This window comes from Chrysosporum bergii ANA360D, from assembly GCF_029891735.1.
In the GTDB taxonomy this organism is placed as follows: Bacteria; Cyanobacteriota; Cyanobacteriia; order Cyanobacteriales; family Nostocaceae; genus Umezakia; species Umezakia bergii.
The window spans coordinates 85,743-111,884 of the sequence record NZ_JANQDH010000012.1 but is presented as its reverse complement, the minus strand read 5'-3'; the positions used below and the strand labels follow the sequence as shown (position 1 = coordinate 111,884).

Genomic DNA, 26,142 nt, shown 5'->3' with positions numbered 1-26,142 from the left:
TTTTAATCCTTAACTAACACACCATTAAGAAAGATGTCAGCTAATCCTTCTGCCATTTGCTGCATTTCTTGGGGGGAAGCATCTGGAGCAATGATTGTGTTGTTAGAAAAACCTGCGACGGCAAACATTCCTAAAAAAACCTTAGCCACTAATTTGGCATCAGTTTGGCGATAAATGCCTTTATCCATGGCTGTTTGAAAGAAAGCTTCTGCCACATCGGTCATTTTGCTAATTACTTCTACTTGAATGCGATCGCGCAAGTCTGGATGAAACTGCACCTCCATAAAACAAACTCGCATCAAATCTACATTTTTATGTAAATTCCACATCCGGCGACGCATTACCTGGGCAACAGCCTTATAACTGCCCATTTCGCTCAATTCTGTGAGCAAATCTGTTAAGATATCCACCCAGCCATTGGTGGCTACTTCCACTAAAATTGATTTTTTATTGGCAAAATGACGGAATAAAGTGCCTTCAGCAACACCTGCTGCTTGGGCTAGGTCGCGGGTAGTGGTGCCATCAAATCCCTTGGAGGCAAATAACTTCTGTGCTGCCTGTAAAATCCGGGTACGTGTTTGTGTTTCTGAAGGGTGTGATGAATTAAAAACTCGCATAGCAATTGTTTTGTAATCTTAGTAACCCTAGTTGTATCATTATTGTTTAGCGTCTAAGACAAAAAGCATAGAAAGCTTAACACAACATTAACGCCTAAGTCTGTTAGCTGGCATATTTCTGAAGTAATGGCAGTTTAGTTTTGTTTTCCTTTATGAATCACCCCAGTCGTTTAATTTTGCATTGGTTAAATCAAGTCACTATCACACTGGGTCGGCTCTCGACCATTTTGATGGTAGTTGTAGTTTTATGGTGGGGGTTAGTGCCAAACGTGGCTCTTGCTGTAACTCAAACTGCAAATCCTGTAGAAAGAATCCGTCAATTTCGTCAAACCAGAGTAGAGCAAAATTCCATTCAACCTTATTTAGATGGGGTAATTGAGAAATTAACTGAGTTTCGCCTGGACAATGGCTTAAAATTCATTGTTTTGGAACAGCATCAAGCCCCGGTAGTTTCTTTTGTTACTTACGCAGATGTAGGTGGGGTGGATGAGCCGGTTGGACAAACGGGTGTAGCACACTTTTTAGAGCATTTAGCATTTAAAGGAACAAGGCGCATTGGTACAAAAGACTACGAAGCGGAAAAACTTTTATTAGACCGCTTAGAACAATTAGATGCCCAAATTAGAACCGCTAAAGCGAATAGCAAACAAGATGATGTGGCTGAATTGCAAAAAGAATTTAAGCAAATAGAGTCTCAGGCGAGTCAACTGATTAAACAAAATGAATTGGGGCAAATTGTCAAACAAGCAGGTGGTGTGGGTTTAAATGCTACTACATCGGCGGAAGCTACTAAATATTTTTATAGCTTTCCTGCCAATAAATTGAAACTGTGGATGTCACTGGAGTCAGAACGATTTTTAGAACCTGTAATTCAGCGTGAATTTTACAAAGAAAAAGATGTAATTTTAGAAGAGCGTCGGATGCGGGTAGACAATTCGCCCATTGGTATGATGGTGGAGAAGTTGATTGATACTGCCTTTACAGTCCATCCTTACAAACGACCAACAATTGGTTATGAAGAAGATATACGTAATCTCACCCCCAAAAATGTGCAAAACTTTTTTGATAGTCATTATGTACCGAGTAATTTAACCATTGCCATTGTGGGAGATGTGAATGGGTCTGAGGTAAAAAAACTAGCAAAGGTTTATTTTGGACGCTATCCAGCCAGACCAAAAGCAAAGGTAAATATTCCCGTTGAACCGCCCCAAACACAAACGCGAGAATTTACTTTAGAACTACCTTCTCAACCTTGGTATTTAGAAGGCTATCACCGCCCATCAGTTACGCATACCGATGATGTGGTTTATGGGATTATTGGCAGTTTATTAAGTGATGGGCGGACATCGCGTTTGTATAAATATTTAGTAGAGGAGCAGGGATTGGCGTTAACCGCTCAGGGTTTTAGTGGTTTCCCTGGGAATAAGTACCCAAACTTAATGTTGTTTTATGCCCTTACTGCTCCGGGTCATACGGTGGATGAGGTGGCCATGGCTTTGGGAAAAGAAATTGAAAAGTTGAAAACTGAACCTGTGACTGAGGCTGAGTTGCAACGAGTAAAAACCCAAGCCCGTGCTGGTTTGTTACGTAGTCTGAATTCTAATATGGGTATGGCACAGCAGTTGTTGGAAGCGGAAGTAAAAACTGGTTCTTGGCGAAATCTGTTTAAGCAGTTAGATCAAATTGCTGCGGTGACACCTGCTGATGTTCAAAGGGTGGCTAAGGCAACTTTTACACCAGAAAATCGCACAATAGGCAAGTTGTTGTCAAAATAAGAACCGCATACACCATAGTAATACGGAGAGTAAAAGGCCGATGCCATTAAAAATTTTTAATGTTCAATTGAGATTGGGTAAAAGTCAGGGGCTATTTTATGGTTTGATTCTGGCTGTTGCTTGTTTATTGATTAGTTTTAACTTTTCTTGGGCAGCAACAGCAGCGGCGAAGCATTATACTGAGTTGGAACTGGCACCGTTACCTGAAATTAGGTTACCTGAATATGAGCGATTTGTCATGGAAAACGGTTTGGTGGTGTATTTGATGGAAAATCATGATCTGCCGTTGGTAAGTGGTCTGGCTTTGGTGCGGACTGGCGATCGCTGGGAACCAAGTGATAAAATTGGCTTGGCTGGTTTTACTGGTGCGGTGATGCGGACGGGGGGAACTAAAAAGCATTCTCCTGATCAGATCAATCAGATGTTAGAACAACGGGCTGCTGCGGTGGAAACCATTATTGGTGGAAGTTCCGGTGTTGCTAGTTTTGATGCCCTCAGTGAAGATTTAGAAACGGTGTTTGATGTGTTTGCTGAGGTGCTGAGAGAGCCTGTATTTGACGAAAAACAGTTAGATTTAGTGAAAACTCAGGCTAAGGGCAGTATTGCCAGACGTAATGATGATCCAGATGATATTGCCAGTCGGGAATTGCAAAAGTTAATTTATGGGCAGGATAGCCCCTATGCCAGAACAATGGAGTATGCCACGGTAAATAATATTGAGCGGAAAGATTTGGTGGAGTTTTACCGGCAATATTTTCATCCTAATAAGATGATTTTGGGGATTGTGGGGGATTTTCAACCGCAAAAAATGCGATCGCTCATTCAAGGTAAATTTGGCGATTGGCCGGCGCAACCCCAAATTACCCAGCCCCAGTTATTAGAAGTTAGGCCAGCTAATACAGGTGGTGTGTTTTTTGTGGATCAACCACAACTAACTCAGAGTAGTGTGTTGATGGGGCATCTGGGCGGTAGGTTCGACAGTCCTGATTATGCAGCTTTGGATGTATTGAACGGAGTATTAAACGGTTTTGGTGGAAGGTTGTTAAATGAGGTGCGATCGCGCCAGGGTTTAGCATACTCTGTATATGGTTACTGGAGCGCCCGCTTTGACCATCCAGGAATGTTTATTGCAGGTGGGCAAACCCGCTCTGATGCCACTGTCCAGTTTATCCAAGCCTTACAAGCGGAAATTAAACGCATCCAAACTCAACCCATCACAGCAAAAGAATTAGCTTTTGCCAAGGAATCTACCCTAAATTCTTTTATATTCAACTTTCAAGACCCTGCTCAAACTTTATCACGATTGATGCGATACGAATATTACGGTTATCCTGCTGATTTCTTATTTCGCTATCAAAAAGGCGTAGAAGGTACAACAGAAGCCGATGTACAACGGGTAGCACGAGAATACCTCAAGCCGGAGCAACTGGTGATTCTAGTAGTGGGGAATCAGAGCGCCATTAAACCGCCATTGACAAAGTTAGCCGCATCAATTACGCCCATAGATGTCAAAATACCCACTTCGCCATTACAAGCCCAAAATTAAAACTTAAAATTAAAACTTACCTAGAGACGTGAGATATCGCGTCTCTATCAAGAAGTTATTAAGCTGTTACGCCTTTAATTTATCGAAGCGTAGCAGGCAGGATGCCCGCACTACAGATGTTTATAAAAAACAGATTAAAAACATCTGTTTTTCCGACATAAATACTTGAGTTTTGTCCAAAAAAATTACAAAATTTATTGATTTTTTTGAATGCCAATGCAAAATATAATAAATAGATTAATCTTAGGTAATTTCAGTATAACTATTTAGGGAGTAAATTACATGGCCAAGACAAAAATTTACAACTTGTACCCCAATAATGCGCAACAAATTATGAATGAAATAACAGATGAGGAAATGCAAAAAGTCAAGGGAAGTGAAGGAACAACATTCACATCAGGAATCAGCGAAGTTAACCAACAATCTCTAAGCAATGCTTTAGATCAAAATCTAAATAACCTGATTTTTAACTTAAGAGGCCGAATGGATGCAGCGATTTCTGGTGCTAGAAACCTAGTTAATCAAGAATTAAACCTTTTGTAAGTTTAATCAACCTACAGCGCGATTGTTTATGTAATCATATCATGTCCGGGCGATCGCTGTTTTAATAATTATCGTGCTTTTTGAGTTTAATCAACTTACAGCGCGATTTTTTTTATGTAATCATATGATGTCCTGGCAATCACTGTTCCCTATTCATTATTCCTTATTCTGTGTTTAAATCATTGTTTTTAGTAAGACAAAACTATGGAATATATGTCTTTTTAAGCAGGGTTTTAGCCTTGACTTTCTGATTTTTCATAAATAAAAATGACAGTATCAGTTAAGCAAACACAGGTTGATTGTGCAACTGCTTAATTGCGAAAAGACTGTTAGGAGTAAATCATGGCTAATATTACACTGTCTGAACTACACGCTATTGGTTCTGAATTGTTCCAAGATTCCGAAAGTTTTCTTAATGAATTCAGCGATGTAGAGACCATCTCCGGTGGACAAGCCACCGCGACTGGTGTTAGCAACCCCATAACACTAACTAAATTGGCTGAAGCCTATGTTTACACATATGGCATTGGTCACGTTACCGTGTTGGCAAAATCATTCAGTCTAAGTGGAATTTAATCCTTCTCAGTCACTACTGAGCTTGATGGTTTGCCAGGGATTAAAGGTAAAAAGTCACGTACTTTTGTAATCACCAATAATCTCTGAGGTCTAGCTAATCTAGGCAATCTTCAGTTTCATGAGAACAAGTCTTTTAGGAGTACATCATGGCAAATATTACACTGTCTGAACTACACGCTACTGGTTCTGAACTATTCCAAGATGCGGAAAGTTTTCTGAATGAACTCAGCGATGTAGATTCCATCTCTGGTGGACAAATAGGCTTTGGCGGTGGTCTTGCTGCTCAAGCTGCTGTCAGTGATCCTCAGACACTGACTAAGTTAGCTGAGGCTTTTGTCTATACCTATGGCATTGGTCACGTTACCGTGTTAGCCAAGTCAGTCAGTGCGCCTGGTATTTAATAACTCCAGTATGTACTGAGATTGATGGCTTTTTTTTAAAAAAAAAGCCATCAAAAACCATCTTGATCTTCACTGAAACTAACAAGTCTCAACAAGTTCACAAGTCTTTTAGGAGTACATCATGGCTAATATCAGACTTTCTCAATTACACGCTGCTGGTTCTGAATTGTTCCAAGATTCCGAGAGTTTTCTTAATGAACTCAGTGATGTAGATTCCATCTCTGGTGGTCAAGTTATTGGTACTGCTGTCGCAGGTGTCAGTAATCCTATTACCTTAACTAAGCTGGCTGAAGCCTATGTCTATGTATACGGCATTGAGCATGTCACCTTATTAGCCAAGTCATTCAGTCTAGTTCTGTAATGACATTGGGTAATTACTGAGATTAATGGCTCTTCAGGGATGAAACATAATCGCCCCTGAGAGCCGGGCGGATAGATGAAAAATTTTCATCTTCACTGAAACTAGCAAGTCTTCACAAGTCTTTTAGGAGTACATCATGGCTAATATCACACTTTCTCAATTACACGCTGCTGGTTCTGAGTTGTTCCAAGATTCCGAGAGTTTTCTTAATGAACTCAGTGATGTAGATTCCATCTCTGGTGGTCAAGTTGTTGGTACTGCTGTCGCAGGTGTGAGCAATCCTATTACACTGACTAAGCTGGCTGAAGCTTTTGTTTACACCTACGGTATTGAGCACGTGACCTTGTTAGCTAAGTCATTCAGTCTAGTTCTGTAATGATTTGCGGTAAATAATAAATGGCTCTTCGGGGATGAAACATCCCTGGGAGCCTGGTAAGCAGACTCAACTCTCTTAATTTTCATTGAAACAAGTCTTCACAAGTCTTTTAGGAGTACATCATGGCTAATATCAGACTTTCTCAATTACACGCTGCTGGTTCTGAATTGTTCCAAGATTGTGAAAGCTTTCTTAATGAACTCAGTGATACAAATTCTCTGTTTAGGGATGAATACGCTGTTGTGGGTGGTATTACATTTACGGCGTTAACGGGGGCATTTGTCGGTGTATATGGCATTGGTCATGCTACTTATATAGCTAAGTCATACAGTGCAACCTATCCATATGCTCTGTACTAGTTTTATGGAAGCAATGAGGGACAGGAGTAAGACAACCAGTTGAGTTGGGAGGAGGGGTTTTGACCTATTGAAGGGATTTGACAAATTTTTAGTGACTAACTCCTCAATAATGTGTGTGGAAAGCAAATGGCAAAAATTATCATTCCTGAACTGCACTATACTGACTCAGACAGTTTTCTGCTGGAGATAAATGATATTTATTCTCGATCTATATATGGCGGTGAGGACTATCCATACCACTATGGCTTTTATCAGGTGCTGAATTTTACTTATAAGCTGGCTGATCTGATGTTATCAGCATTTGGAATCTATAGCATTGTTTCATTAACAAAGTCATTCGTTAGTGCGGAATTTGATGATTCATTTTATCTGTTTGTCCCTGCTTCATTGAATCAAGAATTGACATGATCACTAAAAAAATGTTGTGGGCAATCAATGCTTGGTTAGGAATTCTGTGGTTATACAGTTTCTTGATTAACCAGCAACAAATTTTTGCATTACTGAGGAGTATATAACGCCATGCCATTTTTATTAAGCAATCAAAATGTTTTTGACTACTTAATTAATCAGGGACTATGTACTGAAGAAGAACGTTCATCGAGCAATATTGAACTAAAACCTGCGAAAAACTTTAACTTGTTACTCAGCTTACTAGGAGACAAAAAACTAAGCAAAAAACTTCTAGTTAAGCAAGAACGCCACAACCGAGAAGGAAAAACGGCAGGGGAGTTTGTGCAGGAATGGCGAATTCATGAGTTTTTACAAAAAAATCCAGAACTTAGCTACATACATCCTTTGCTTTCAGAAGCAGTACATTTTGATGCTGAAAATTCCATCATTATTTTCAATTATCTGACTAACTACCGGGATTTGGCGGACTTCTACACAAAAGAAAATATCTTTCCCACCCAGGTAGCTACAACAGTGGGAACTATTCTGGCATTAATTCATCGGGTTAGTATTCAAAGTCCAGAGTATCGGGGGTTTTTTGAAAGTTCCCAAGAATCGGGGAATCAAGATGTACCAAAGGTAAACCAGAGAATTGATAGAATTACGCCGGAAATTTTCGGTAATGTTCCATCTGACGGGTTGAAATTTTTTGCTCTTTATCAACGTTACGATAGTTTGGGTCAGGCGATCGCTGATTTGGGTAATTCTTTCACGCCCTTATGTTTGACTCATAATGACCTGAAGCTGAACAATATTCTCATTGCTTTAAATTGGGAAGATGTGAATTTAAATCTGTCTTCCTCAGATCAAAGCATAATTAGATTAATTGACTGGGAGCGCTGTTCTTGGGGAGATCCAGCTAACGATTTAGGCTCATTGCTGGCTAGTTATCTGCAATTATGGCTATACAGCGTAGTAGTTGGTAAAGGGATAGAAATTGAAGAGTCTTTACGTTTAGCGACTACACCATTACAGTCACTCCGTCCTTCACTATCTGCACTAGTTAAGGCTTATTTAGCTGAATTTCCCGAAGTTTTAGAGCGTCGTCCCGATTTCTTACTACGAGTAGTGCAATTTTGCGGTTTAGCTTTAATTCAATCTATTCAAGCAACACTCCAGCACGAAAAAACCTTTAGTAACTCAGGTGTCAGTATGTTGCAAGTTGCTAAGAGTTTATTGTGTCGTCCAGAAGTATCTATCCCAACTGTTTTTGGTATGGATGCTTCTGACCTTACCCCCACAAGATATTCACCCACACTTTAAAGGCTATGAGATGACAAAGTTGGCTGGAACACCAGCCGATATTGCCTTGCTCTTTTCTATACAAGCAATTTTTTCATCACACTTTCTTATTCACAGGTGATTTCTTATGCAATTATTAGATTCGGTACAAACTCAACTAGCAACTATTCCAGAGCCGTTGCAGACATCAATACAAGACATTATTCATAAGATTGAAATTGTTTCTTACTATTCTATCCAGCATCCAAACTATAAAACCCCAGAATTAACTGAGCAAGGAGTTTCCCGCTTTCAAAAATTGCCCTTAGACCTGCAAAGAAAGTATTTAGCTATACAATTACGTGGTTTTCTGTATGGTTTCTACTACAACGGGTCATTGAAAAAGGCAGATAGTGAGTCAACAAATGTAGCATTGAATCCTGATTTAGAAAACAATAGCTTTTTGGGTGTAGATATAGGTTTTTACGATCGCCTACATGAAAACAACCGGGGAGAAGGCTACTGGAGCAAGGATTGGCTGGTGGTAAAAGAAGAAACAGATGGGGCTTTAGCTGTGCATAAGGGTGGTTTAACTGTACATATTGAGCGTGATATTCATTTAGCACCAAAAGATAAAGCTGTGAATATTGGTAGTGTAGTGGCCATCAAATTGCCTAAAAATGTCGTACAAAATGGGTTTTATATGGCTGTTGGTAATGCGGCTGCTCACGGTGAGCAAGAAATAGTGCGGATTTACTTTAATTTATCGCCAGAGGGTGCGGTGGCTGTGATGGATGGTTTGACTACTCAAGTCAATGCTTTGTCGGTTCCTTTCACATTTAAAGCTCTATATAATCCCTCAGATTATGGACGTTGTGACTCAGCAGTGCTTTACTTTGACAAACACAACTATGACACTATTCGCCCAGTATTAGCAAGGGTATATACAGAAAACAAATCTTATTTTGGCGGATCAGTACCTTTGTTTACTAAGTTATTAGCGCCTGGATTAGCTCTGGCGGAAGAACCAAACAGCAAATTTACAGAGCGGGAGAGTTTTGGTATGAATCGTTGCCAAATTATTGCTAATGCCTTGCTGGATGTTTGGCAACAAGATAATGATACTCCAGCAGGTAGGTTAGCATCTATTTTGCAACATTTCTCTATGCTAGAAATTGAATTGCAGTGTCCTTACCTCAATCCCCAATCTGAAGATATTTTCACCCCTTTGTAGTTTGGACATTTATCTGGTAGGAAAACTAGATTAACCCGGTTTCTAGCTGATATGAGCAGAAACCGGTTTTTTTTTATGGATAATTAATGATTATTTGATTGGGGTTTTTGATGAGTAATACATTTTTAGTTTATTGGCTACTGTAAATAAGTTATTTTATGGGGTCAAGTAAACCGCCCGATATTCAGATCGGACGGTGCAGAAAGTTATTTTACATACCAATTTTAGATATTTTCATGGGAGTATGCTGTTTCAGTGTGAGTATTTTCTGGAAGATTGGCTACAATTTTTACATTTGCTATTTGTTGCTGTAACCAATTGTTGAAAAACTCTCCCATAATTTGAAAACGTAAGTTGTCGTCTAATTCTGGTTTAATTATTTCCTCAACTGCGATTATATGCACTCCTTTAGGTGTAATCATGGGTTTGAGAATTTGTGGGGGATTAGCGGCGAAAACTGCGGCCGCAATCTCTGGACGAAAATCAGTACGGCGACGGATTCCTTGATAGCCACCAGCGCGACGGGTTTCGGGATTTTGGATGTATTGACGGGCGATTTCTTGGAAGCTAATTTCTTCTTCTTTTAGAGCATAAAAGAGTTCTAAGGCTAAATCTTCATCATCTAAGATGACTTCATAGGTGACTGCACCAAAATATTTAAGTTGATGAGCATAAAAAAAGGGTTCGATTTTGTCGGCAAATAAATGATTAGCTAATTTGGAAGATGTGAGGTTTATTTTGGCTATTTCTTCTAAATCATCTAGGGAAAGATGATGTTTTTCTAACCAGTTCCAGGTGTCTTCTGCTTTGAATAGTCTGTTAGTGAAACGCAGATTATCTGCTGCTGTTTGCAGTTCTTCTATGGCTATTTCAATTCCTGCTTTCTCTGCTGCTTCTGCAATAATTTTCTGAGTGGCGATCGCATCTAATATTCCGGGTATTTGACACGCTATCTTGAGATAGTAAATAATGTCTTCATGCGAAATTTTTAAAATATTGGCTGACATTACTGAAACCTCCCATTATTAACTAATTTTTAACTGGTTTTGATGAGGTGTAAACCAATCAGTATGTTATTCATCATCTTTACTTGAGATATTATTGATTGTCTCTATCTGATGATAGTTTTAATATTTTAATTACCACTCCCAATATTTTTTTGTAAGGGTTTATAAGGGTTTATAGCGAATTTTGCCCAGGTGATGTATATCTTTAAGGAAGATGCCTGCACTACAAGACGATGATTTACATTTGTATCTCAGGTGGTTAAGAAATGCTATATTTCTAAACCACCTTCTTGTAATTTTTTAAACGGATCTAAGATAAAATCAATTACTCGACGCTGACGAATAACTACTTCTGCGGTGGCTGTTTGACCGGGGGTTAAAGAGACGCGCTGATTACCAACTTGCACATAAGGTTGATTGAGGGTGATATCTAAATCATAAGTGTCTATATTGCCTTGGTTGTGAGACTGAACTCTAGAATTAGGTGAAATCCAAGTCACACGCCCTTCTATGACTCCATAATCTTGGTAGGGATAGGCATCAAACTTGATTTTTACCGGCATTCCTACTTTTAAGAAACCACTATGTTGGCTGGGTATCTGGGCTTTGAGAATTAATTTACTATCTTGGGGGGCAATTTGGGCAATAATTTGTCCTGGTTCGACTACGGGCCCTGGTTTGCGGATGGGCATCTCAAAAATTATGCCATCAATGGGCGATCGCACTACTCGTTGTTTGATCTGAATCTGCAAGGACTCAATTTGACTCTTAGTTTGAGCTATTTCTGATTTTAAAGCACTAATTTGGGTTTCCATATCTTTGAGTTGTTCCTGGCTTCTCAGTAATGCTAATTTACCTGCTTGCACAACAATTTTATAGCTGCTTTGCTGTTCTTGTAGACGTAGTTTTGCTTGCTCGATATCGGCTACAATTTGACTCATGGTGGCTTGATAGCGGCTCATTTCTTCTTTTAAACGCAGTTGAGCTTGAGTAAGATCAGATTGTGCTTGTAAATACAAGCGTTGGCTATCTTCTGCTGTTTTTTCTAGTTCTACAAGTTGAATTTGAGGAATTGCCCCCTGGTCAAATAGTTGGCGATAGCGTGCAACTTCGGCTATATCTGTGTTAAAACGACTCTTAACTAATTGTTCGGCAGTCTGGGCAGAATTAATATTCTGCTGGGCTTGTTCAACTAAGGCTTGTCTTTCTAACTTTTGTAATTTATAACCACTTTGTCTTGCATCCAGGTTTTGCTGGGCTTGATTGACTTGAGAGATTTTTTCTAATTTTTGGGCTTGATTTTGTTGGTCTTGGATGTTAATCGCCAGCATCAATTGGTTTTTTAGCAGCTGCAGTTGGGCTTGGCGATCGCTTAGTCCTTGTAGTTGTGTTTGTCTTTGTTGTAATTCTTTTTCTAGTACATCAGAATCTAACTCCAGCAAAACCTGTCCAGCTTTGACCATAGCGCCTTCCTGAACATTGACGGCTGTCACGGTACCAGGAACTGGAATTCCCAATTGATGGGTTGCTCCTTTGGGTTCTAAACGTCCCCTAGCGCTTCCTGTTTCATCAATTTTGGTGAGCATTGACCAAGGCAAAATGATAGCGGTAAACACTACCAAAAAGTACAGCATTGAACGTGTCCAGACTTTTGGTAAGGCATCTAGTAGTTCTTCTGTACCGTAAAACCAATCATTGGCTTCAGTTTCTAGCGGTGTTTGCTCATCAACAACAGCACTAGAGTTGTCCACCTGGTGATTTTGGTCTGGCTTTGGTGTTGTCAGTACCGATGATAAATGTTGATATGGATTTGGCATGAGTAATTCAACAGTTAATTTTACGGGACTAGGGACATGAATCTAATTCCTAGTTCGTAGTTATGTGAATTGAGAATTTAGAATTTAGAATTGATCTGTCCTTAGTCCGTTGTTAAATTGGCAGTTTCCCAGGTTTTCAGGCTGTTTGAGCTAGTTGTTGCTCATTGAGATAAAAGTAATGACCTCTTCTAGCAATTAATTCATCGTGGGTTCCGCTTTCGACAAGTAACCCGCGATCTAATACTAAAATCAGGTCTGCATGACGCACTGTGGACAGGCGATGGGCAATAATCAGACTTGTGCGCCCTTTGAGAATGGTTTTCAGGTTATTTTGGATAATGCGCTCAGATTCGGTATCAAGGTGGCTAGTTGCTTCGTCGAAAAGTAATAAGCGGGGATTTCCTAGTAAAGCACGGGCGATGGCTAGGCGTTGGCGTTGTCCACCAGATAACATTCCCCCCCCTTCACCAATTTGAGTTTCGTAGCCGGTGGGTAGTAGCTTGATAAATTCATCTGCTCCTGCTAAGGTTGCGGCTTCAATAATTTCTTCTAAGGTGGCCTCCGGGTGAGCAATACTGATATTTTCCCGGATAGTACCGCCAAATAAGAAGGTATCTTGGTCCACTACACCAATTTGAGAACGCAGCGATCGCAATGAAATACTAGTCACATCTTGGGCATCAATTAATACTTTTCCATCTGTCGGCAGGTATAGTCCCAAAATCATCTTGGCGAGGGTTGTTTTTCCTGAACCACTACGCCCAACCACTGCTACGGTCTGCTCAGGGAGGATTTCAAAGCTAAGATTTTCTAGGACATTAATATCACTTTCTGGGTGATAGCGGAAAGTCACATTTTCAAACTTAATATGACCTGCCAACCGAGGTAAAAATTGCCGGGGTTGATGATGTAAATCTTCTTCTGGTTCAGCCTCCAAAACATCATTAATTCGTTCACTGGAAATAACTACTTCCTGGAATTGATTCCACAAAACAACTAACCTTTGAAACGGGCGAATAATGTTGCCTAGCAACATATTAAAAGCAACTAACTGTCCAATTGTTAGCTGATTTTGAATCACTAACCAAGCGCCATACCACAGCAAACCGGTACTAACTAAAGTTTCAATTCCCGAGCTAAAAACCTGCATTTTGTTACTAATCAGTTGACCAGCAAAGGTCTTTTTAATCACATTGTTTAATAGCTCTTCCCAATGCCAGCGCACTGTTTGTTCTATTGCCATTGAGCGAATTGAGCTAATACCTGTGAGGGATTGAATCAGATAACTATTTTCGTTAGCTGTGGCATTAAAGGCTTCGCGATTAATGCGACGAAAAAAAGGTGTAGCCACTAGTGCTAGGATAGAAAATGGTGGGATAATAGTTAAACTCAGTAAAGCCATTGGTGCGCTATACCAAAACATCAATCCCACATAGATAAACACCGTCAGCAAATCCAAAGTGATTGACAACGCTTCTCCGGTGAGGAATCGCTGAATTTTATAGTTTTCTTGGACTCGGGAAATAATATCACCAACATAGCGGGACTCAAAAAAAGCTAAAGGTAGGCGGAAAGTGTGTTTAATAAAACCTACCAATAATGCTACACTGATGCGATTAGCTGTGTGATCCAGTAGATATTGCCGCAGTCCATTGATCAAAACACTAAACAAGCCAAAAATCAGCAACCCAAAGCCCACAGCATTTAATGTCAAAGTGCTACGCTGTACCAATACTCGGTCTAATAGCAACTGAGTCAATAAAGGCGTAACCAGTCCAAATATCTGAATAAACACCGAAGCCACAAAAACTTCTAGCAGTATTTTGCTATGGGGTTTGACTAAATCAAACAACTGCCAAAATTGTGTACTGGTTTCCTCCGTTTCTTTCAGCAGGGCTGTGGGTTGTAATAACAATGCGTAACCGGTCCAACCAGCCTTAAATTCCTCATGGCTGAGGGTGCGTTGACTCAAGGCAGGATCACCAACAATCACGTGCTTTTTGCCAATTTCATAGACAACAACGTAGTGTTTGCCTTCCCAGTGGGCGATGGCTGGCAGGGTTTGTTGTGCTAATTTATCCAGGCTGGCTTTCACTGGACGGGTAGTAAAACCAATACTTTCTGCCGCAGTTGTTAAACCCCGCATTGATGCACCGGTGCGATTGATATTAGCTAAATCTCTCAGCCGATTGACACTCAAGCGTTTACCCCAGTAGCGGCTAATCATCACCAAGCAAGCCGCCCCACAGTCAGCTGCGCTTTGTTGTTCAAAGAAAGGATACCGCTTGGTTAAACGTCCCCACCAATGTCTGGCTTTGACTTTCGGACTGGGAAAATAAGTTCGTTTTTGCTTTTGTTTCGGTTCTGGGTCTACTGGTGGTAGTTGTCGGATTCTCCTAGGGGTAATAACTTCTATAGATGTGTTTTCTGTCACATCTTGCCTTGGTTGCAGGTTGGCTAACTCAGCCAATTCCGGCCAGGATTCTAATGCTATTTGCCAGTCAGTATTTTTCAAACTGTAAAGCTTTGTGGGTTTAGTGGCTTGCCAGTTTTCCTGCTGGGGATATACATAGATGTTTCCCGGTGTTATGGTGCGTCCGTCTGTGTGCAGTAGTTCTCCTTGATGCAATAACCACAGCTTGGTATCTTGGAATATGCCCACCGGGAGTGAGTCACCCTCTAAATTGTGGCGCTCAAATAAAGATAATGCTTGGAGTACACCTTCTGTAGATCCATTGTCAGGCACTAGGCCGCTTTGGCAACATAACAACAGCAAATCCCAGAGTTCTGCACGTTGTTGCAGGCGATGGCGAATGCTTGGATATTTGCGGATCACTTCTTGTAAAGATGCTTGGGGGAAATAGGCAAGTTTTAAATTCACAGAAGCTCTAGCAACATAATCACTCAAGTTTTGTTCTGTAAATAAAGTCAGTTCGCCAAATGATGCTCCGGTGGTCAGGGTAGTAATTAAGTTATTCGAGCTATCTAAAATTCTGACTTTACCTCCCAGGACAATATATATGCCATTGGGTGCAGTTGCAGCTTGCCAAAATTGCTTTGCTGCTGGTGGTTCCACAATTTCTACCCCAATTAAGCATCTTTCAATTTCTTGATCTGAGAGGGACTCACCTAAATTTTGTACAAGTTGTTGAACTAAATATTCACGGGAAAACGCTGATGCCATTTCCTGACCTCCAAGACAGAATTATTTATTGGTCTGAATTAGATTTAATGACCAATTAAAATTAGGCTCGGAGTGAGATTGCAAATCGCAGATCCTAATCCCAGCATCTTTGTTTTCATCACTGGCTGGAGGGCTGTAAGTTTTAGGCTTGGTTGATAGTCCCATTTGTTTAAGCAGGCGGTTAATATGGCGATCGCTAATTTGTATGTTAAATTCATTAGCTAGATGTTTGCTTAACCATTGGGCTGTCCAATAGGTAAATGCGTAACCATAATCACGAGGGCTATGGGTTACTAATTCTCTCAGACGTTGTAAATACTGATCATTAACAATCTTGGGTCTACCAATTGGTCGCTCATTCCATTTGTGTGCTAAACCAGCTTCTGCTAAACCAATCCAGTACCGGGCCATTTCTTGAGAACATCCTAGTTGTTCACAGATTTGGCTTTGAGATTTACCCACATCTGCTAACAACATAATTTCAATGCGTCGCCGATATTCTGGTTGTAAATCAGTTTGTAAGCTTTTTAACAAAGCTTTTCTTTGAAAAGCTGTTAAAAACTTACCTTCTTGGATGTCGTAGTTTTCAAAAGTTTCGCCTTGACTAAGAGAGTGTGACATATTGATTACCAGTTGTCATGTACTCAAAATATGGGCATTTTCATCTGTTGCAGTTTTTAAAAACCTCTATCAATCAGGTTTAATAACTGCAAGCTTAATTAGCATTTTTCAGCTAATTAAATATTTAATTGATGTCGGTATCATGCTTGGTGTTTTTCCTCTAGTATTGTGACGGACTAGAAGATATATACCCGTGTTATCTTAGCTTTTTATTCCCAATATTTCACCAGGGGAAGCTGTAGAACAAATTAGAGGTGTCTTAAGCTGCGGACACATCACGGAATTTTCCTATTTTTCCCAGTTAAAAGCTGCGCTCTTGTGGTGTGAGCAATAGATTGTTTGGCGTAGCCATATATAGTCACTAAGTAGCAGTAAGCAAACCTGACAAGATATGAAGCAAGCATAGCTGTTGTCTCATCTAAATAAACAGCAATTTCTGGTAAGACACCTAAAACCAGTAAACTACTCACTGGATAACCCTAATAACTGGACAAACTTCCCTTACACCCTGGCATGATTGATATATTAGTTGTTCAGTCAAGGGAAGTAATTCGGAGTCTTTTAGTGACTCCTATTTTGAGGATGTTACTAATAGCTTGTGTGGCGAAGCCATACTCTAGAATACAGGTCTATAAGTCCACCTCAAAAATTTACATTGGTTGTGTTTCCATTACCAAAAATGTGGTTGAAATTTGTTCCATCAGAAAATGGAACTTAGAGGCAGCTAAGGTCAGGTATGAATACAAATCTACTTCCTAAGATTTTAATAAATCTGGAAAAAAGTTAAACGAAAAAGCGACAGTTATTCACTCTGTTGTCTTAACCTACTGTTATCCTTTTAGAAATTTTCGTACATCTAGTCAAGGGGTTTGACAAAAAAGATGAAATCTTCACTCAATATTGATTATATCTTTAATTGAAATTAATAATTAATTTTGTCTGGATAAAATTGAAATATTTTTCTTAATCTCCCGTTATTTTCAGACATTAAACCTTACTGATTTGAGTTTAAATGTATTTATTTTATTGCAGTAATCCTAAATTTTCTGCTCAACTAAATAATAATAAATTTATCAGAAATGTTTTTAAATCTATCTAGAGTTAGATAACAAATTAGTTAGAAATATCTTTAAGAATCAAATCTATTATTAATGTAGCGAATTTTACATAAAATTTCTCACAAATGAAAAACTGGAAGCCACTTTATTTTGAGCTTCCAGTGCTGAAAATCTATCACCCAATAACCACGATAAAAACGTCACTTTTTCTTTTTCTGCAACAGACACACATAACAGCAAGTTGTAAAGAAGCCGGTTTATTAAAAGACTCAAGGGCTTGTGCAGAAAAAGAACCACCAATAGTAACGCTAGTATCATCAGTATTGGTTAAATGGTTATTCACTCTCAGAGATACTGACTGGTTCAGCAACAACAACCAATCAAATTTGTTTGATAATCAGATATTCATTGACTTGACTTTGTAAATGAATTGTTCTTTTATCACCTCTGGTTGAGTGGTTATTTCTAATGTTTGACATTTCCCCTGGTTGAAACACAGGCGATTCTAAACTGATGTTGCTACGCGGTCATCACAGACGCTAGGCAACGTTTAGGATATGATTTATTAAATCATATTGTTTTGGGAGTGTCAAAGCTCCCTTACTCACCTTAACTAAGATTATACTTAGCTGTGTGACTAATTGAGTTGGCATCTTATGGGTTTTTCACCAATTTGTAGATGCTTTTTTTGATTTTAACTGAACAAAAATGCTTTGTAAATACCCATCGCCTTTTGTTAAGGATAGGACAAGATAAACCCTGTTGATCCGCGTTTCATCCCCTAGGCTTTAGCGTAGGGGTTCTCAGGCTCCCACTATGTTTTGATAGGATTTTTGCTATCAATATTTGCCATTTTGGCAGATTTTATCAATTTCCATGATTAGTGACTCATGACGGGGCGCATTACCGCCCCTATGACAATACTTTTCTTACTTCTCAAACATCATCTGAATTTCAGACTTTTGGTTGATGGATGGTTTAACAGCTTTTATATTTTGTTTATGCTGTTCCTGTCCTGTGCTAAATTGAGTATTTTCTTTAAGTAGTCGGTTGTAAGTTCGATAGGGAATGTAATGTAAAGGATTGTAACCAACTATGCGTAGCATTAAAACACAAGCCCAGGAATACTTACCAGCAAGAATTGCTTCTACTATTTGATCGAATTGTTCTGCTTTGACAGATTGATTGAAGTTGCTACTAATTCCAGAAATATTGTGATTCATAGTTTTAGTTATCTTTGCCCAGACTTGTTAAACTTAACTTGCAGTTATTGATTGGTGGTAAAAAGAGTTGTATCCACAGCTACGTAAAGAAATTTTTGCATTTCTCAATCACTGTTTTATTATCTTAATTACCGCTAAGTGAGATTGACAATAGTAGTAAAGATAAAAATCATAAAGTTTCATTGCCGAACATCTCCCTTAAATTAAGGTTTCCACTGTACCTGATGATTCTGTCCATAAGCTGACCTTGAATTAGTTAGTGGTAGATACAGTTTTTAAACTCTTTTAATTGATTTATCCTGATAACTATATTGTATATTTTAGGTTTATCTTATGCCATTTTTTTAAATAGGTGTTAAGGGGTCAAACCCCTCGTTAGCAACACATTTTTAACTCGCTTATTCATGACCATATTATGAAATTTAGCACTAAATACATTAATAAACAAGTGTTAATTAAATCAATTTAATTAACATGAGAGAAGTGGAAATTTATAGTTGATTGATAACTATTGAGAATTATTTTTATCTGATTTTTTCCCAATTGTTGATTATCAATGGTCTATAGCTTTAAACTATCTAATAAATTAGTATAATTTCTCATTTAGATAAGTAAAAGTATACTAATCAACCAAAAACATCAAACTTTTCATAGTTAGGTGTGATGCAGAGGTTACTATTAGTAACCTTCCTGTCTTGGCAAAAAACAGTTTTAATTCGTAAGTATTGGCAATCTTTTTTAACCCTAGTTATATGTTCTTTTAGTTGATCAAATACCCGGAAAATCAAACCACAAATTATCTATGTTCAGTTTTACACTGCGTGTTAAGCTGTTGTGCTGCTAAATACAGTCATCTGTATTTAAACTGATAACTGCTAAAGCGATCGCTTTTATTATCTAATATCAGTAGCACCGGCTTCTAGCCGGTACTCAGACAAGAGCGTAGTCAACAAAGATGTGTTTGAAGCGTCTCTCTACTCACTCATGACTAAATAAATTGCCCAAATAGCCATAGCCCGCAGATAAGTACTAGCCCGGAATGTACCAGATGGGGTAATTGCTTCTGGTGTGCGGAATTGCAAGCCATGATCATAAATTTGCTTGACTACAACTGCTGTTAAGTTCAAGGCTTCATCCCTCATCCCCATTTGGACTAGAAATGCTGCTAGTCCAAAGTTAATTCCTGTCCAGACTTCCAAAGGATGGGTAGCATTGGGGTTTTCTGGTGAACCATCAGGACGAACACCATTAGCAGCACCAAACTCACCATCATAGAATTTAAGAAAGCAAGCATGATAAACAGTTTGTAAGGCAGACAAGGCGCGATCGCTTGGTACAATATCCGGCAATGCCAATAAACGCGCATAGAATTGTCCACACAATTGATCTGCCATAACCACATCTGAACCACTGTCACTGTCGAGGCGGTAATACTGACCATTCCAGAGTTTTGCTTGATAAATGGGCAGTGACTGTGCTAACCATGTTTCGTAGGTGGATTTTTGCACCGCCAAATCTTCAGCGTCGCCAAGGTGGTTCTTAGATAAAATTTGGCTGATGGCTATGGCTGCTTCTAAAGCTGCTAACCACAACCCCCCACAATAAGCACTTACACCCTGTAACCGCCAATCGTCAAAGGTTTGGTCAGGCGCTCCGGAATTTTCAGGAATACCGTCGCCATCTAAATCAAAAGTTTTCAGATAATGGAGGGTTTGCACAACTCCATCCCAACAGTCTGCCAAAAATTGCAGATCATCACCACCAGTGAGCAGAAAGTCCCGGTAGACTTGTAAGACAAAATCACTACCCAAATCTTTCCACAAATTGCAGTCTTGATAGCAGGTGTAATTAGTTTTTTCCCAAACGTGTTCATTAGGTGCCCCCAAATCATGAGGCGTTGCTCCTGCTACTTTCCGGGCTGCGGTTGTAGTCTGGGCCCCAATAGTATAGTAATAGCCAATTACACGTTGGTGATCATCACTATGGGGAATTGCCCGTGCAAATGCCCGCATTACTGATTTTTCTAGTTCCGGAAACAACATTAATAGTGCAAAGGAACCATACAAGCGTACATCTAGACTTTCATACCAACGATAATCTAAGCACTCCAGCACTGCAAATTGACCCATGGGGTCAAGTTCAGATGCAGCACTCCAGAGAGTTCCCCCACTAGTCAGGTGGTATAGCTCATTAAATAAAGCCATTTTCAACCAGTCGGGTAAATCTGTCCGGTTTAGTATCGGTTCTTGCCATTCGTGTATCTTTTCCCGCCATGTATTATATTGGCTCAGGGCGCTGGTAGCTATTGCCCAGGCATGATTACCACCGCGTCCGAAAAAGTCAGTATATCTGCGATAATAACTAATCCCGGCTGCAAATTCTGTTACTGGAAAATCCCAAGCCAGTACAAAGGGAATAGCCAAATTTTCCCCTGGTTGGAGAGTGAAACGTAATGCGATCGCAGCCCCTATTTGTGTGTTTTCTAACGCAGGATTAGCATCTTGATAATTAGGCAAAGAACCATCAGCCATAAAGCTTTGCCACACATCCGCCCCTGTCCCCGCAGGATTCCAGCGAGTATGGTAAAATACCTCTATCTGTGGATGCTTAATGGTAGAAATACACCAACTGCCGTAGCCTTCTGCCACCGAGTCACCATCAACCCGGCCTAAAAAGCAACTAAAGTATTCTGTATTTTCTGTGATGAGATTATAATTATTTTCACTATTTCCTAAAGGCGGCTGATATGTATAAACTGGACTCCCATCATCCCGTATCCGCACTTCTGGAGACTTGAGGGCGTTAGTAAACCAGCCCACCATATTTTGCCAAGTGAGCATGATACTTAAAGTAATCGGTGTATTGGTGGGGTTGTAAGCATTCCAGTTAAACACTGCCACGGGGTAGCTAGATTCTTGATAATTTCCTGCCCAAATTGGTGAAAATTGCTCACAAGTTAACTGGGCTTGTAAAACATTTTCATAGACAAACCAGCTACGGGGATATAAGGCGTAATAAGTTCCCGTGTATTGTGTGGCTGTAGATGCTGGATACCATTGCCAAGCGGCTAAACTACCATCTTCAGGGGGTTGTGTGGCTAAGGCATAAGCTTGAGAAGAGGTAGCATGAGATTCAAACACACTAAATTGACAAGCGGGGATATTTTGAAAGGTATGTTCACCGCCATCAATGTGCCATAAATTAAAGTCTCCTCTTGAAGAACGACCGATACAACCAGCACCAAAGCCACCCAAGGGCATACCGTGCCAAGGTCCATCATCAATATTACTAGAATAGCGGACAGTATAGGAATTGTCCCAGCCTAAACCGATGGGACGACTCCAAGCGCAAACAGGAATTGTAGAGGAAGGTAATTTTATCATGACCTGATTTTACAACCTGGGGTTACGCTATGGCGGCGTAACCTGATGAGTAACTTTTCAATTCCCAGTTTTGCTTACAGTTGACGTACTAAAGGCTGACCGTCTTTAACTTCCCCTACTAAAACTACATCTACACAATTTACGAAAATGCCATTTTCCAACACACCGGGAATATTATTTAGTGTCTTTTCTAAACTAACGGGGTCATCAATTGAGTCAAATCTGACATCTAATACCATATTGCCTTGGTCGGTGATCACCGGACCGGCTTTTTTTACCCCCATGCGGAGTTCAGGTTTACCACCGAGTTTTTTAATGGTATTAGTTACAGGAGTAATGGCCATGGGTATCACCTCTACAGGTACGGCAAAAGAAGACCCCAAACGGTCTACTAATTTACCACCATCTACCACGACGATAAATTGATTTGCTAAGTAATCTACGACTTTTTCCCGGGTATGTGCTGCACCACCGCCTTTAATCAAGTTCTTGTGGGGGTCAACTTCATCAGCCCCATCAATGGCAATATCAATGTGGTCAACAGCATCTAAGGTAGTCAGGGGTACGCCGTATTCTTTGGCTAGAACTTCTGATTGAAAAGAAGTAGGAATACCGATAATATCTTTAATTTCACCGGACTTGAGGCGATCGCCTAAAAACTGAATTGTATAAGCTGTAGTTGACCCTGTACCCAATCCCACAATTGAGCCTGATTGTACCAAGGCTGCTGCGGCTTTGCCAACTTCTTGCTTCATTAACTTAACTGGGTCTACTGTTGCGCTCATCCCAAAACTCCTGAAATATTGACTAAATAATCTAATCTATCACGGCCGACTATACTACATCCCAGGCGTTTCCCGATTAATTCACCCAAAATTCCCCATTATTTCTGCCTCTGGGATGATTGCTGAACTACACAACACAATTAGGAGAGTTAGGTTATAATGTCTATCTAGTGTTTACCTGACAGTTAATACTAAGTAAAATCCAAGTAAAATCATTTTTACCATATTCAACCATAAATAACTTAAATGTAAATTTAGAAGCAACCGGACAAATTATTGAGATCATAGTGGCAACTTTGTCAAGCTAAAATGCGTCAATTAGTCTAAGTTAACATCCTGATAACCACTAATACTTGTAGATGCAAAATAGCAACATCAAAATCATGATCAAAAAGGGGAAGTTGCTAAGTACTTTTTTTCTAGTGCTATTACTGCCAAACATGAGATTAACTCTGGCTAGAAGTCTAGAACCAAGTGAAAAACTAGAGTCTGAAGCCATAAAACAAGTAGTTATCACCGAATTAATGAGTAATTCAGGTGATGGAAAATTTGCCCCAGAAAGGATGATTAATCGTGCGGAATTAGCGGCGATTTTGGTGAAAACATTTAACCTAGAGAACCGCGAAGCTGTTAAAGAACAAAAATCTAAAACTGTTGCAGATGTTCCCCTTTCCCATTGGGCATTTAATCATATTCAAGCGGTGCTAAAAACTGATATCATGAAAGGATATAGGGGCAATTTATTCTTTCCTAATCAAAAAGTAACAAGGGCAGAGGCATTAGCGATTTTTGCCCAAGCCCATGGAGTATTTCAGTTTAGTGATGACACCATCAACGAAATACTTGATCCGCATCCCGATGCAGGATCAATACCAGGTTGGGCAAGAAAAGCCATCGCCACAGTGCTTGCAGAAGGATTTGTTAACACAGACCCCCAAAATAACATATCCCCATTACGTCCCATGACCCATGGAGATATGGCTTATGTGTTAAGTAAGTACTTACAAAGACAGCAACCACAGCCAGAAATGCCATTAGTTACTGGTCATACCCCACCCCCAGATCAGGCCAATGACCAATAACTAAATAATTGGAGAGGCAGCCCCACCGTGGGAAAATCAAAAAATCATAGAAGTAGAGTTGAAAGAGGAATACTATATAGTATGCATCTAAGTGAAATAACCCATCCTAATCAGTTACATGGTTTGCCAATTCGGCAGTTACAACAAATTGCCCGTCAAATTAGAGACAAGCACTTACAAACCGTAGCCGCCAGTGGCGGACATTTAGGCCCTGGTTTGGGAGTGGTCGAGTTAACACTAGCGCTTTATCAAACACTGGATTTGGATCGGGATAAAGTCATTTGGGATGTGGGACATCAAGCTTATCCCCATAAGCTTCTAACCGGACGCTACAACAATTTTCACACCCTCAGACAAAAAGACGGAATTGCGGGTTATCTGAAGCTTAGTGAAAGCAAATTTGATCACTTTGGTGCGGGACACGCTTCCACCAGTATTTCCGCAGCGCTGGGTATGGCTTTAGCGGGAGAGTTGAAAGGGGAAAAATTTAAATCAGTGGCCGTAATTGGTGATGGTGCTTTAACAGGAGGTATGGCTTTAGAAGCCATCAACCATGCTGGACATTTACCTAAAACTAAACTGCTAGTTGTTCTCAATGACAACGAAATGTCTATTTCTCCCAACGTAGGGGCTATTCCTCGCTACCTCAATAAAATGCGCCTTAGTCCACCGGTGCAATTTATCAAAGATAATTTTGAGGAACAGTTTAAGCACATTCCCTTTGTGGGTGAGTCTTTGTCTCCAGAATTGGGACGCATCAAAGAAGGAATGAAGCGTTTAGCGGTTCCCAAGGTGGGAGCAGTTTTTGAAGAACTAGGTTTTACTTATATTGGCCCGGTGGATGGACATAACCTAGAGGAACTTATTTCTACTTTCCAGCAAGCACATGAGATGACGGGTCCGGTTTTAGTCCATGTGGTAACAGTAAAGGGCAAGGGCTATGAAATCGCCGAACAAGATAAAGTCAGCTACCATGCCCAAAGTCCATTTAACTTGACCACAGGGAAAGCAATCCCCTCAAGTAAGCCCAAGCCTCCTTCTTATGCTAAGGTTTTTTCCCACACTTTAGTTAAACTTGCTGAACAAAACCCCAAAATTGTGGGTATTACCGCGGCCATGGCCACAGGAACAGGTTTAGATAAACTCCAAGCTAAACTACCATCACAATATATTGATGTTGGTATTGCTGAACAACACGCTGTCACTTTAGCTGCGGGGATGGCTTGTGAGGGAATGCGCCCTGTGGCTGCTATTTACTCTACCTTTCTCCAACGGGCTTATGACCAGATTATTCACGATGTTTGTATTCAAAACCTGCCTGTGTTTTTCTGTTTAGATAGGGCAGGACTTGTTGGTGCTGATGGTCCCACTCACCAAGGTATGTATGACATCGCCTATCTGCGCTGTATTCCCAATATGGTATTAATGGCACCGAAGGACGAAGCCGAATTACAACGTATGGTGGTAACTGGTATTAACTACACCAGTGGACCAATTGCCATGCGCTACCCCCGTGGCAACGGTTACGGTGTTCCCCTGATGGAAGAGGGCTGGGAACCTTTAGATATTGGTAAGGGGGAAATTCTGCGCCAGGGAGATGATGTATTAATCATCGGCTATGGTACTATGGTGTATCCCAGTATGCAGGCAGCAGAAATTCTTAGCGAACATGGTATTGAGGCAACTGTGATCAATGCCCGTTTTGTCAAGCCTTTGGATATGGAATTAATTTTACCTCTAGCCAAGGAAATTGGCCGTGTGGTTACTGTGGAAGAAGGTTGTGTTATGGGTGGTTTTGGTTCTGCTGTGGCAGAAGCACTCCTAGATGGCGATGTTGTGGTTCCCGTTAAGCGTATTGGTGTACCAGATGTGTTGGTGGATCATGCTACACCGGATGAGTCAAAGGCGGAATTAGGTTTAACTAGTCGTCAAATGGCTGAAAGTGTTATGGATGCTTTCTTTCAAAAGCAAGCATCGGCTCTTGTCTAGTTAGGATTTGACCTCACCTCAGCCCCTCTCCTAGGAGAGGGGAGTAAAATCATTCCCGCACGCTGGGGACAGTTCATTGTCCATGTAAGTGTTTTCTAAGGCACATATAGTTAACTTTACCTCAAAGGCCTACAGTTGACTGATAAAATACCATTACCCAGAGATGAAACATATACTCTATAATCTGCTGGACATTTGGTAATAGAGTTGCCTTGTTTTAAATACATATCCTGTGCAAGCTGACAACTTTCAAACTGCCCATTTTCATCAAAATATATATAACTTTGGCTTTGGCAATCAAAATTATGTGTCCCTGCATTGGAGGTAGAGAGTTTTATGGTCATGTCTTGACCAAGGATGCAGCCCGCCAATGAGTTGTTAGAATGTTTAGTCGTTGTTCCTGGTTCACAAACAATTGATGCTTGAGCAGGCAGGGAAACAGTAAAAATAATAGTTAGTAATCCCCAATAGTAACTGCAAAATGCCAAGGCTTGAGAGGAACACTTCATAGAAAAATACTGATTGAGTTTGTAT

Annotated in this window: 22 protein-coding genes and 1 pseudogene; 13 read left to right on the top strand and 10 right to left on the bottom strand. The window is 40.1% G+C overall.

The features are described 5' to 3' along the window. Positions 1–2 precede the first annotated feature (2 nt). Positions 3–617, bottom strand: a complete 615-nt coding sequence (locus NWP17_RS01455) for a TetR/AcrR family transcriptional regulator (RefSeq protein WP_280653139.1) — start codon at positions 615–617, stop codon at positions 3–5. Positions 618–769: 152 nt separating this feature from the next. On the opposite strand from NWP17_RS01455, the gene NWP17_RS01450 reads away from it, so the two are divergent. The 11 genes from NWP17_RS01450 (at position 770) to NWP17_RS01400 (ending at position 9,459) form a co-directional block, all read left to right on the top strand. After that, positions 770–2,392 carry a M16 family metallopeptidase gene (locus NWP17_RS01450; RefSeq protein WP_280653138.1) on the top strand — a complete coding sequence of 541 codons (1,623 nt, stop codon included), beginning with the start codon at positions 770–772 and terminating at the stop codon, positions 2,390–2,392. A gap of 40 nt (positions 2,393–2,432) precedes the next feature. Continuing rightward, entirely contained in the window at positions 2,433–3,938 is a 1,506-nt protein-coding gene (locus NWP17_RS01445) for a M16 family metallopeptidase (protein WP_280653137.1), read from the top strand. 282 nt (positions 3,939–4,220) lie between these two features. Next, positions 4,221–4,481: a hypothetical protein gene (locus tag NWP17_RS01440; protein ID WP_280653136.1), complete on the top strand. Its 261-nt coding sequence runs from the start codon at positions 4,221–4,223 to the stop codon at positions 4,479–4,481. 342 nt (positions 4,482–4,823) lie between these two features. Continuing rightward, positions 4,824–5,057: a hypothetical protein gene (locus NWP17_RS01435; RefSeq protein WP_280653135.1), complete on the top strand. Its 234-nt coding sequence runs from the start codon at positions 4,824–4,826 to the stop codon at positions 5,055–5,057. 146 nt (positions 5,058–5,203) lie between these two features. Then, positions 5,204–5,458, top strand: a complete 255-nt coding sequence (locus NWP17_RS01430) for a hypothetical protein (RefSeq protein ID WP_280653134.1) — start codon at positions 5,204–5,206, stop codon at positions 5,456–5,458. A 121-nt stretch (positions 5,459–5,579) separates the two neighbouring features. Beyond that, entirely contained in the window at positions 5,580–5,819 is a 240-nt protein-coding gene (locus tag NWP17_RS01425) for a hypothetical protein (RefSeq protein ID WP_280653133.1), read from the top strand. A 136-nt stretch (positions 5,820–5,955) separates the two neighbouring features. Continuing rightward, positions 5,956–6,195 carry a hypothetical protein gene (locus tag NWP17_RS01420; protein WP_280653132.1) on the top strand — a complete coding sequence of 80 codons (240 nt, stop codon included), beginning with the start codon at positions 5,956–5,958 and terminating at the stop codon, positions 6,193–6,195. A 122-nt stretch (positions 6,196–6,317) separates the two neighbouring features. Beyond that, positions 6,318–6,554, top strand: a complete 237-nt coding sequence (locus NWP17_RS01415; protein ID WP_280653131.1) for a hypothetical protein — start codon at positions 6,318–6,320, stop codon at positions 6,552–6,554. Positions 6,555–6,680: 126 nt separating this feature from the next. After that, a complete protein-coding gene (locus NWP17_RS01410; RefSeq protein WP_280653130.1) occupies positions 6,681–6,962 on the top strand; it encodes a hypothetical protein in 282 nt (93 codons plus the stop codon). 111 nt (positions 6,963–7,073) lie between these two features. Beyond that, positions 7,074–8,267: a phosphotransferase gene (locus tag NWP17_RS01405; RefSeq protein WP_280653129.1), complete on the top strand. Its 1,194-nt coding sequence runs from the start codon at positions 7,074–7,076 to the stop codon at positions 8,265–8,267. 106 nt (positions 8,268–8,373) lie between these two features. After that, positions 8,374–9,459 carry a T3SS effector HopA1 family protein gene (locus NWP17_RS01400; RefSeq protein WP_280653128.1) on the top strand — a complete coding sequence of 362 codons (1,086 nt, stop codon included), beginning with the start codon at positions 8,374–8,376 and terminating at the stop codon, positions 9,457–9,459. Positions 9,460–9,683: 224 nt separating this feature from the next. On the opposite strand, the gene NWP17_RS01395 is transcribed toward NWP17_RS01400, so the two are convergent. The 8 genes and pseudogenes from NWP17_RS01395 to rpiA form a co-directional block, all read right to left on the bottom strand. Continuing rightward, entirely contained in the window at positions 9,684–10,466 is a 783-nt protein-coding gene (locus NWP17_RS01395) for a peptidylprolyl isomerase (protein WP_280653127.1), read from the bottom strand. A 269-nt stretch (positions 10,467–10,735) separates the two neighbouring features. Beyond that, entirely contained in the window at positions 10,736–12,283 is a 1,548-nt protein-coding gene (locus NWP17_RS01390) for a beta-barrel domain-containing protein (RefSeq protein ID WP_280653126.1), read from the bottom strand. Positions 12,284–12,419: 136 nt separating this feature from the next. After that, positions 12,420–15,467 carry a peptidase domain-containing ABC transporter gene (locus tag NWP17_RS01385; protein ID WP_280653125.1) on the bottom strand — a complete coding sequence of 1,016 codons (3,048 nt, stop codon included), beginning with the start codon at positions 15,465–15,467 and terminating at the stop codon, positions 12,420–12,422. 21 nt (positions 15,468–15,488) lie between these two features. Then, positions 15,489–16,088: a helix-turn-helix domain-containing protein gene (locus NWP17_RS01380; RefSeq protein WP_280653124.1), complete on the bottom strand. Its 600-nt coding sequence runs from the start codon at positions 16,086–16,088 to the stop codon at positions 15,489–15,491. Between the two features lie 275 nt (positions 16,089–16,363). Continuing rightward, positions 16,364–16,558: a hypothetical protein gene (locus NWP17_RS01375; protein ID WP_280653123.1), complete on the bottom strand. Its 195-nt coding sequence runs from the start codon at positions 16,556–16,558 to the stop codon at positions 16,364–16,366. A 1,541-nt stretch (positions 16,559–18,099) separates the two neighbouring features. Further along, positions 18,100–18,369: pseudogene (locus NWP17_RS01370) on the bottom strand (HetP family heterocyst commitment protein); the annotation flags it as partial. 974 nt (positions 18,370–19,343) lie between these two features. Further along, positions 19,344–21,752 (bottom strand): GH116 family glycosyl hydrolase, encoded by a 2,409-nt coding sequence (locus NWP17_RS01365; RefSeq protein WP_280653122.1) that lies wholly within the window; start codon positions 21,750–21,752, stop codon positions 19,344–19,346. A gap of 74 nt (positions 21,753–21,826) precedes the next feature. Then, complete coding sequence (rpiA, locus tag NWP17_RS01360) at positions 21,827–22,537, bottom strand: ribose-5-phosphate isomerase RpiA (protein ID WP_280653121.1); 711 nt, start codon at positions 22,535–22,537, stop codon at positions 21,827–21,829. A gap of 359 nt (positions 22,538–22,896) precedes the next feature. On the opposite strand from rpiA, the gene NWP17_RS01355 reads away from it, so the two are divergent. Further along, positions 22,897–23,619, top strand: a complete 723-nt coding sequence (locus NWP17_RS01355; protein WP_425332632.1) for an S-layer homology domain-containing protein — start codon at positions 22,897–22,899, stop codon at positions 23,617–23,619. A gap of 81 nt (positions 23,620–23,700) precedes the next feature. Continuing rightward, positions 23,701–25,608 (top strand): 1-deoxy-D-xylulose-5-phosphate synthase, encoded by a 1,908-nt coding sequence (gene dxs / locus NWP17_RS01350; protein WP_280653119.1) that lies wholly within the window; start codon positions 23,701–23,703, stop codon positions 25,606–25,608. A 116-nt stretch (positions 25,609–25,724) separates the two neighbouring features. Here the strand turns inward: dxs and NWP17_RS01345 are convergent, their stop codons facing one another. Next, positions 25,725–26,117, bottom strand: a complete 393-nt coding sequence (locus NWP17_RS01345) for a hypothetical protein (protein ID WP_280653118.1) — start codon at positions 26,115–26,117, stop codon at positions 25,725–25,727. Positions 26,118–26,142 lie beyond the last annotated feature (25 nt).

Bases quoted from the DNA above. Each gene is read 5' to 3' on its own strand.
- NWP17_RS01395 (WP_280653127.1), bottom strand. From the start codon at position 10,466: ATGTCAGCCAATATTTTAAAAATTTCGCATGAAGACATTATTTACTAT.
- NWP17_RS01355 (WP_425332632.1), top strand. From the start codon at position 22,897: ATGCAAAATAGCAACATCAAAATCATGATCAAAAAGGGGAAGTTGCTA.
- NWP17_RS01415 (WP_280653131.1), top strand. From the start codon at position 6,318: ATGGCTAATATCAGACTTTCTCAATTACACGCTGCTGGTTCTGAATTG.
- NWP17_RS01420 (WP_280653132.1), top strand. From the start codon at position 5,956: ATGGCTAATATCACACTTTCTCAATTACACGCTGCTGGTTCTGAGTTG.
- NWP17_RS01425 (WP_280653133.1), top strand. From the start codon at position 5,580: ATGGCTAATATCAGACTTTCTCAATTACACGCTGCTGGTTCTGAATTG.
- NWP17_RS01450 (WP_280653138.1), top strand. From the start codon at position 770: ATGAATCACCCCAGTCGTTTAATTTTGCATTGGTTAAATCAAGTCACT.
- NWP17_RS01455 (WP_280653139.1), bottom strand. From the start codon at position 617: ATGCGAGTTTTTAATTCATCACACCCTTCAGAAACACAAACACGTACC.
- NWP17_RS01365 (WP_280653122.1), bottom strand. From the start codon at position 21,752: ATGATAAAATTACCTTCCTCTACAATTCCTGTTTGCGCTTGGAGTCGT.
- NWP17_RS01405 (WP_280653129.1), top strand. From the start codon at position 7,074: ATGCCATTTTTATTAAGCAATCAAAATGTTTTTGACTACTTAATTAAT.
- NWP17_RS01390 (WP_280653126.1), bottom strand. From the start codon at position 12,283: ATGCCAAATCCATATCAACATTTATCATCGGTACTGACAACACCAAAG.
- NWP17_RS01385 (WP_280653125.1), bottom strand. From the start codon at position 15,467: ATGGCATCAGCGTTTTCCCGTGAATATTTAGTTCAACAACTTGTACAA.
- rpiA (WP_280653121.1), bottom strand. From the start codon at position 22,537: ATGAGCGCAACAGTAGACCCAGTTAAGTTAATGAAGCAAGAAGTTGGC.
- NWP17_RS01410 (WP_280653130.1), top strand. From the start codon at position 6,681: ATGGCAAAAATTATCATTCCTGAACTGCACTATACTGACTCAGACAGT.
- NWP17_RS01345 (WP_280653118.1), bottom strand. From the start codon at position 26,117: ATGAAGTGTTCCTCTCAAGCCTTGGCATTTTGCAGTTACTATTGGGGA.
- NWP17_RS01380 (WP_280653124.1), bottom strand. From the start codon at position 16,088: ATGTCACACTCTCTTAGTCAAGGCGAAACTTTTGAAAACTACGACATC.
- NWP17_RS01400 (WP_280653128.1), top strand. From the start codon at position 8,374: ATGCAATTATTAGATTCGGTACAAACTCAACTAGCAACTATTCCAGAG.
- NWP17_RS01430 (WP_280653134.1), top strand. From the start codon at position 5,204: ATGGCAAATATTACACTGTCTGAACTACACGCTACTGGTTCTGAACTA.
- dxs (WP_280653119.1), top strand. From the start codon at position 23,701: ATGCATCTAAGTGAAATAACCCATCCTAATCAGTTACATGGTTTGCCA.
- NWP17_RS01445 (WP_280653137.1), top strand. From the start codon at position 2,433: ATGCCATTAAAAATTTTTAATGTTCAATTGAGATTGGGTAAAAGTCAG.
- NWP17_RS01435 (WP_280653135.1), top strand. From the start codon at position 4,824: ATGGCTAATATTACACTGTCTGAACTACACGCTATTGGTTCTGAATTG.
- NWP17_RS01440 (WP_280653136.1), top strand. From the start codon at position 4,221: ATGGCCAAGACAAAAATTTACAACTTGTACCCCAATAATGCGCAACAA.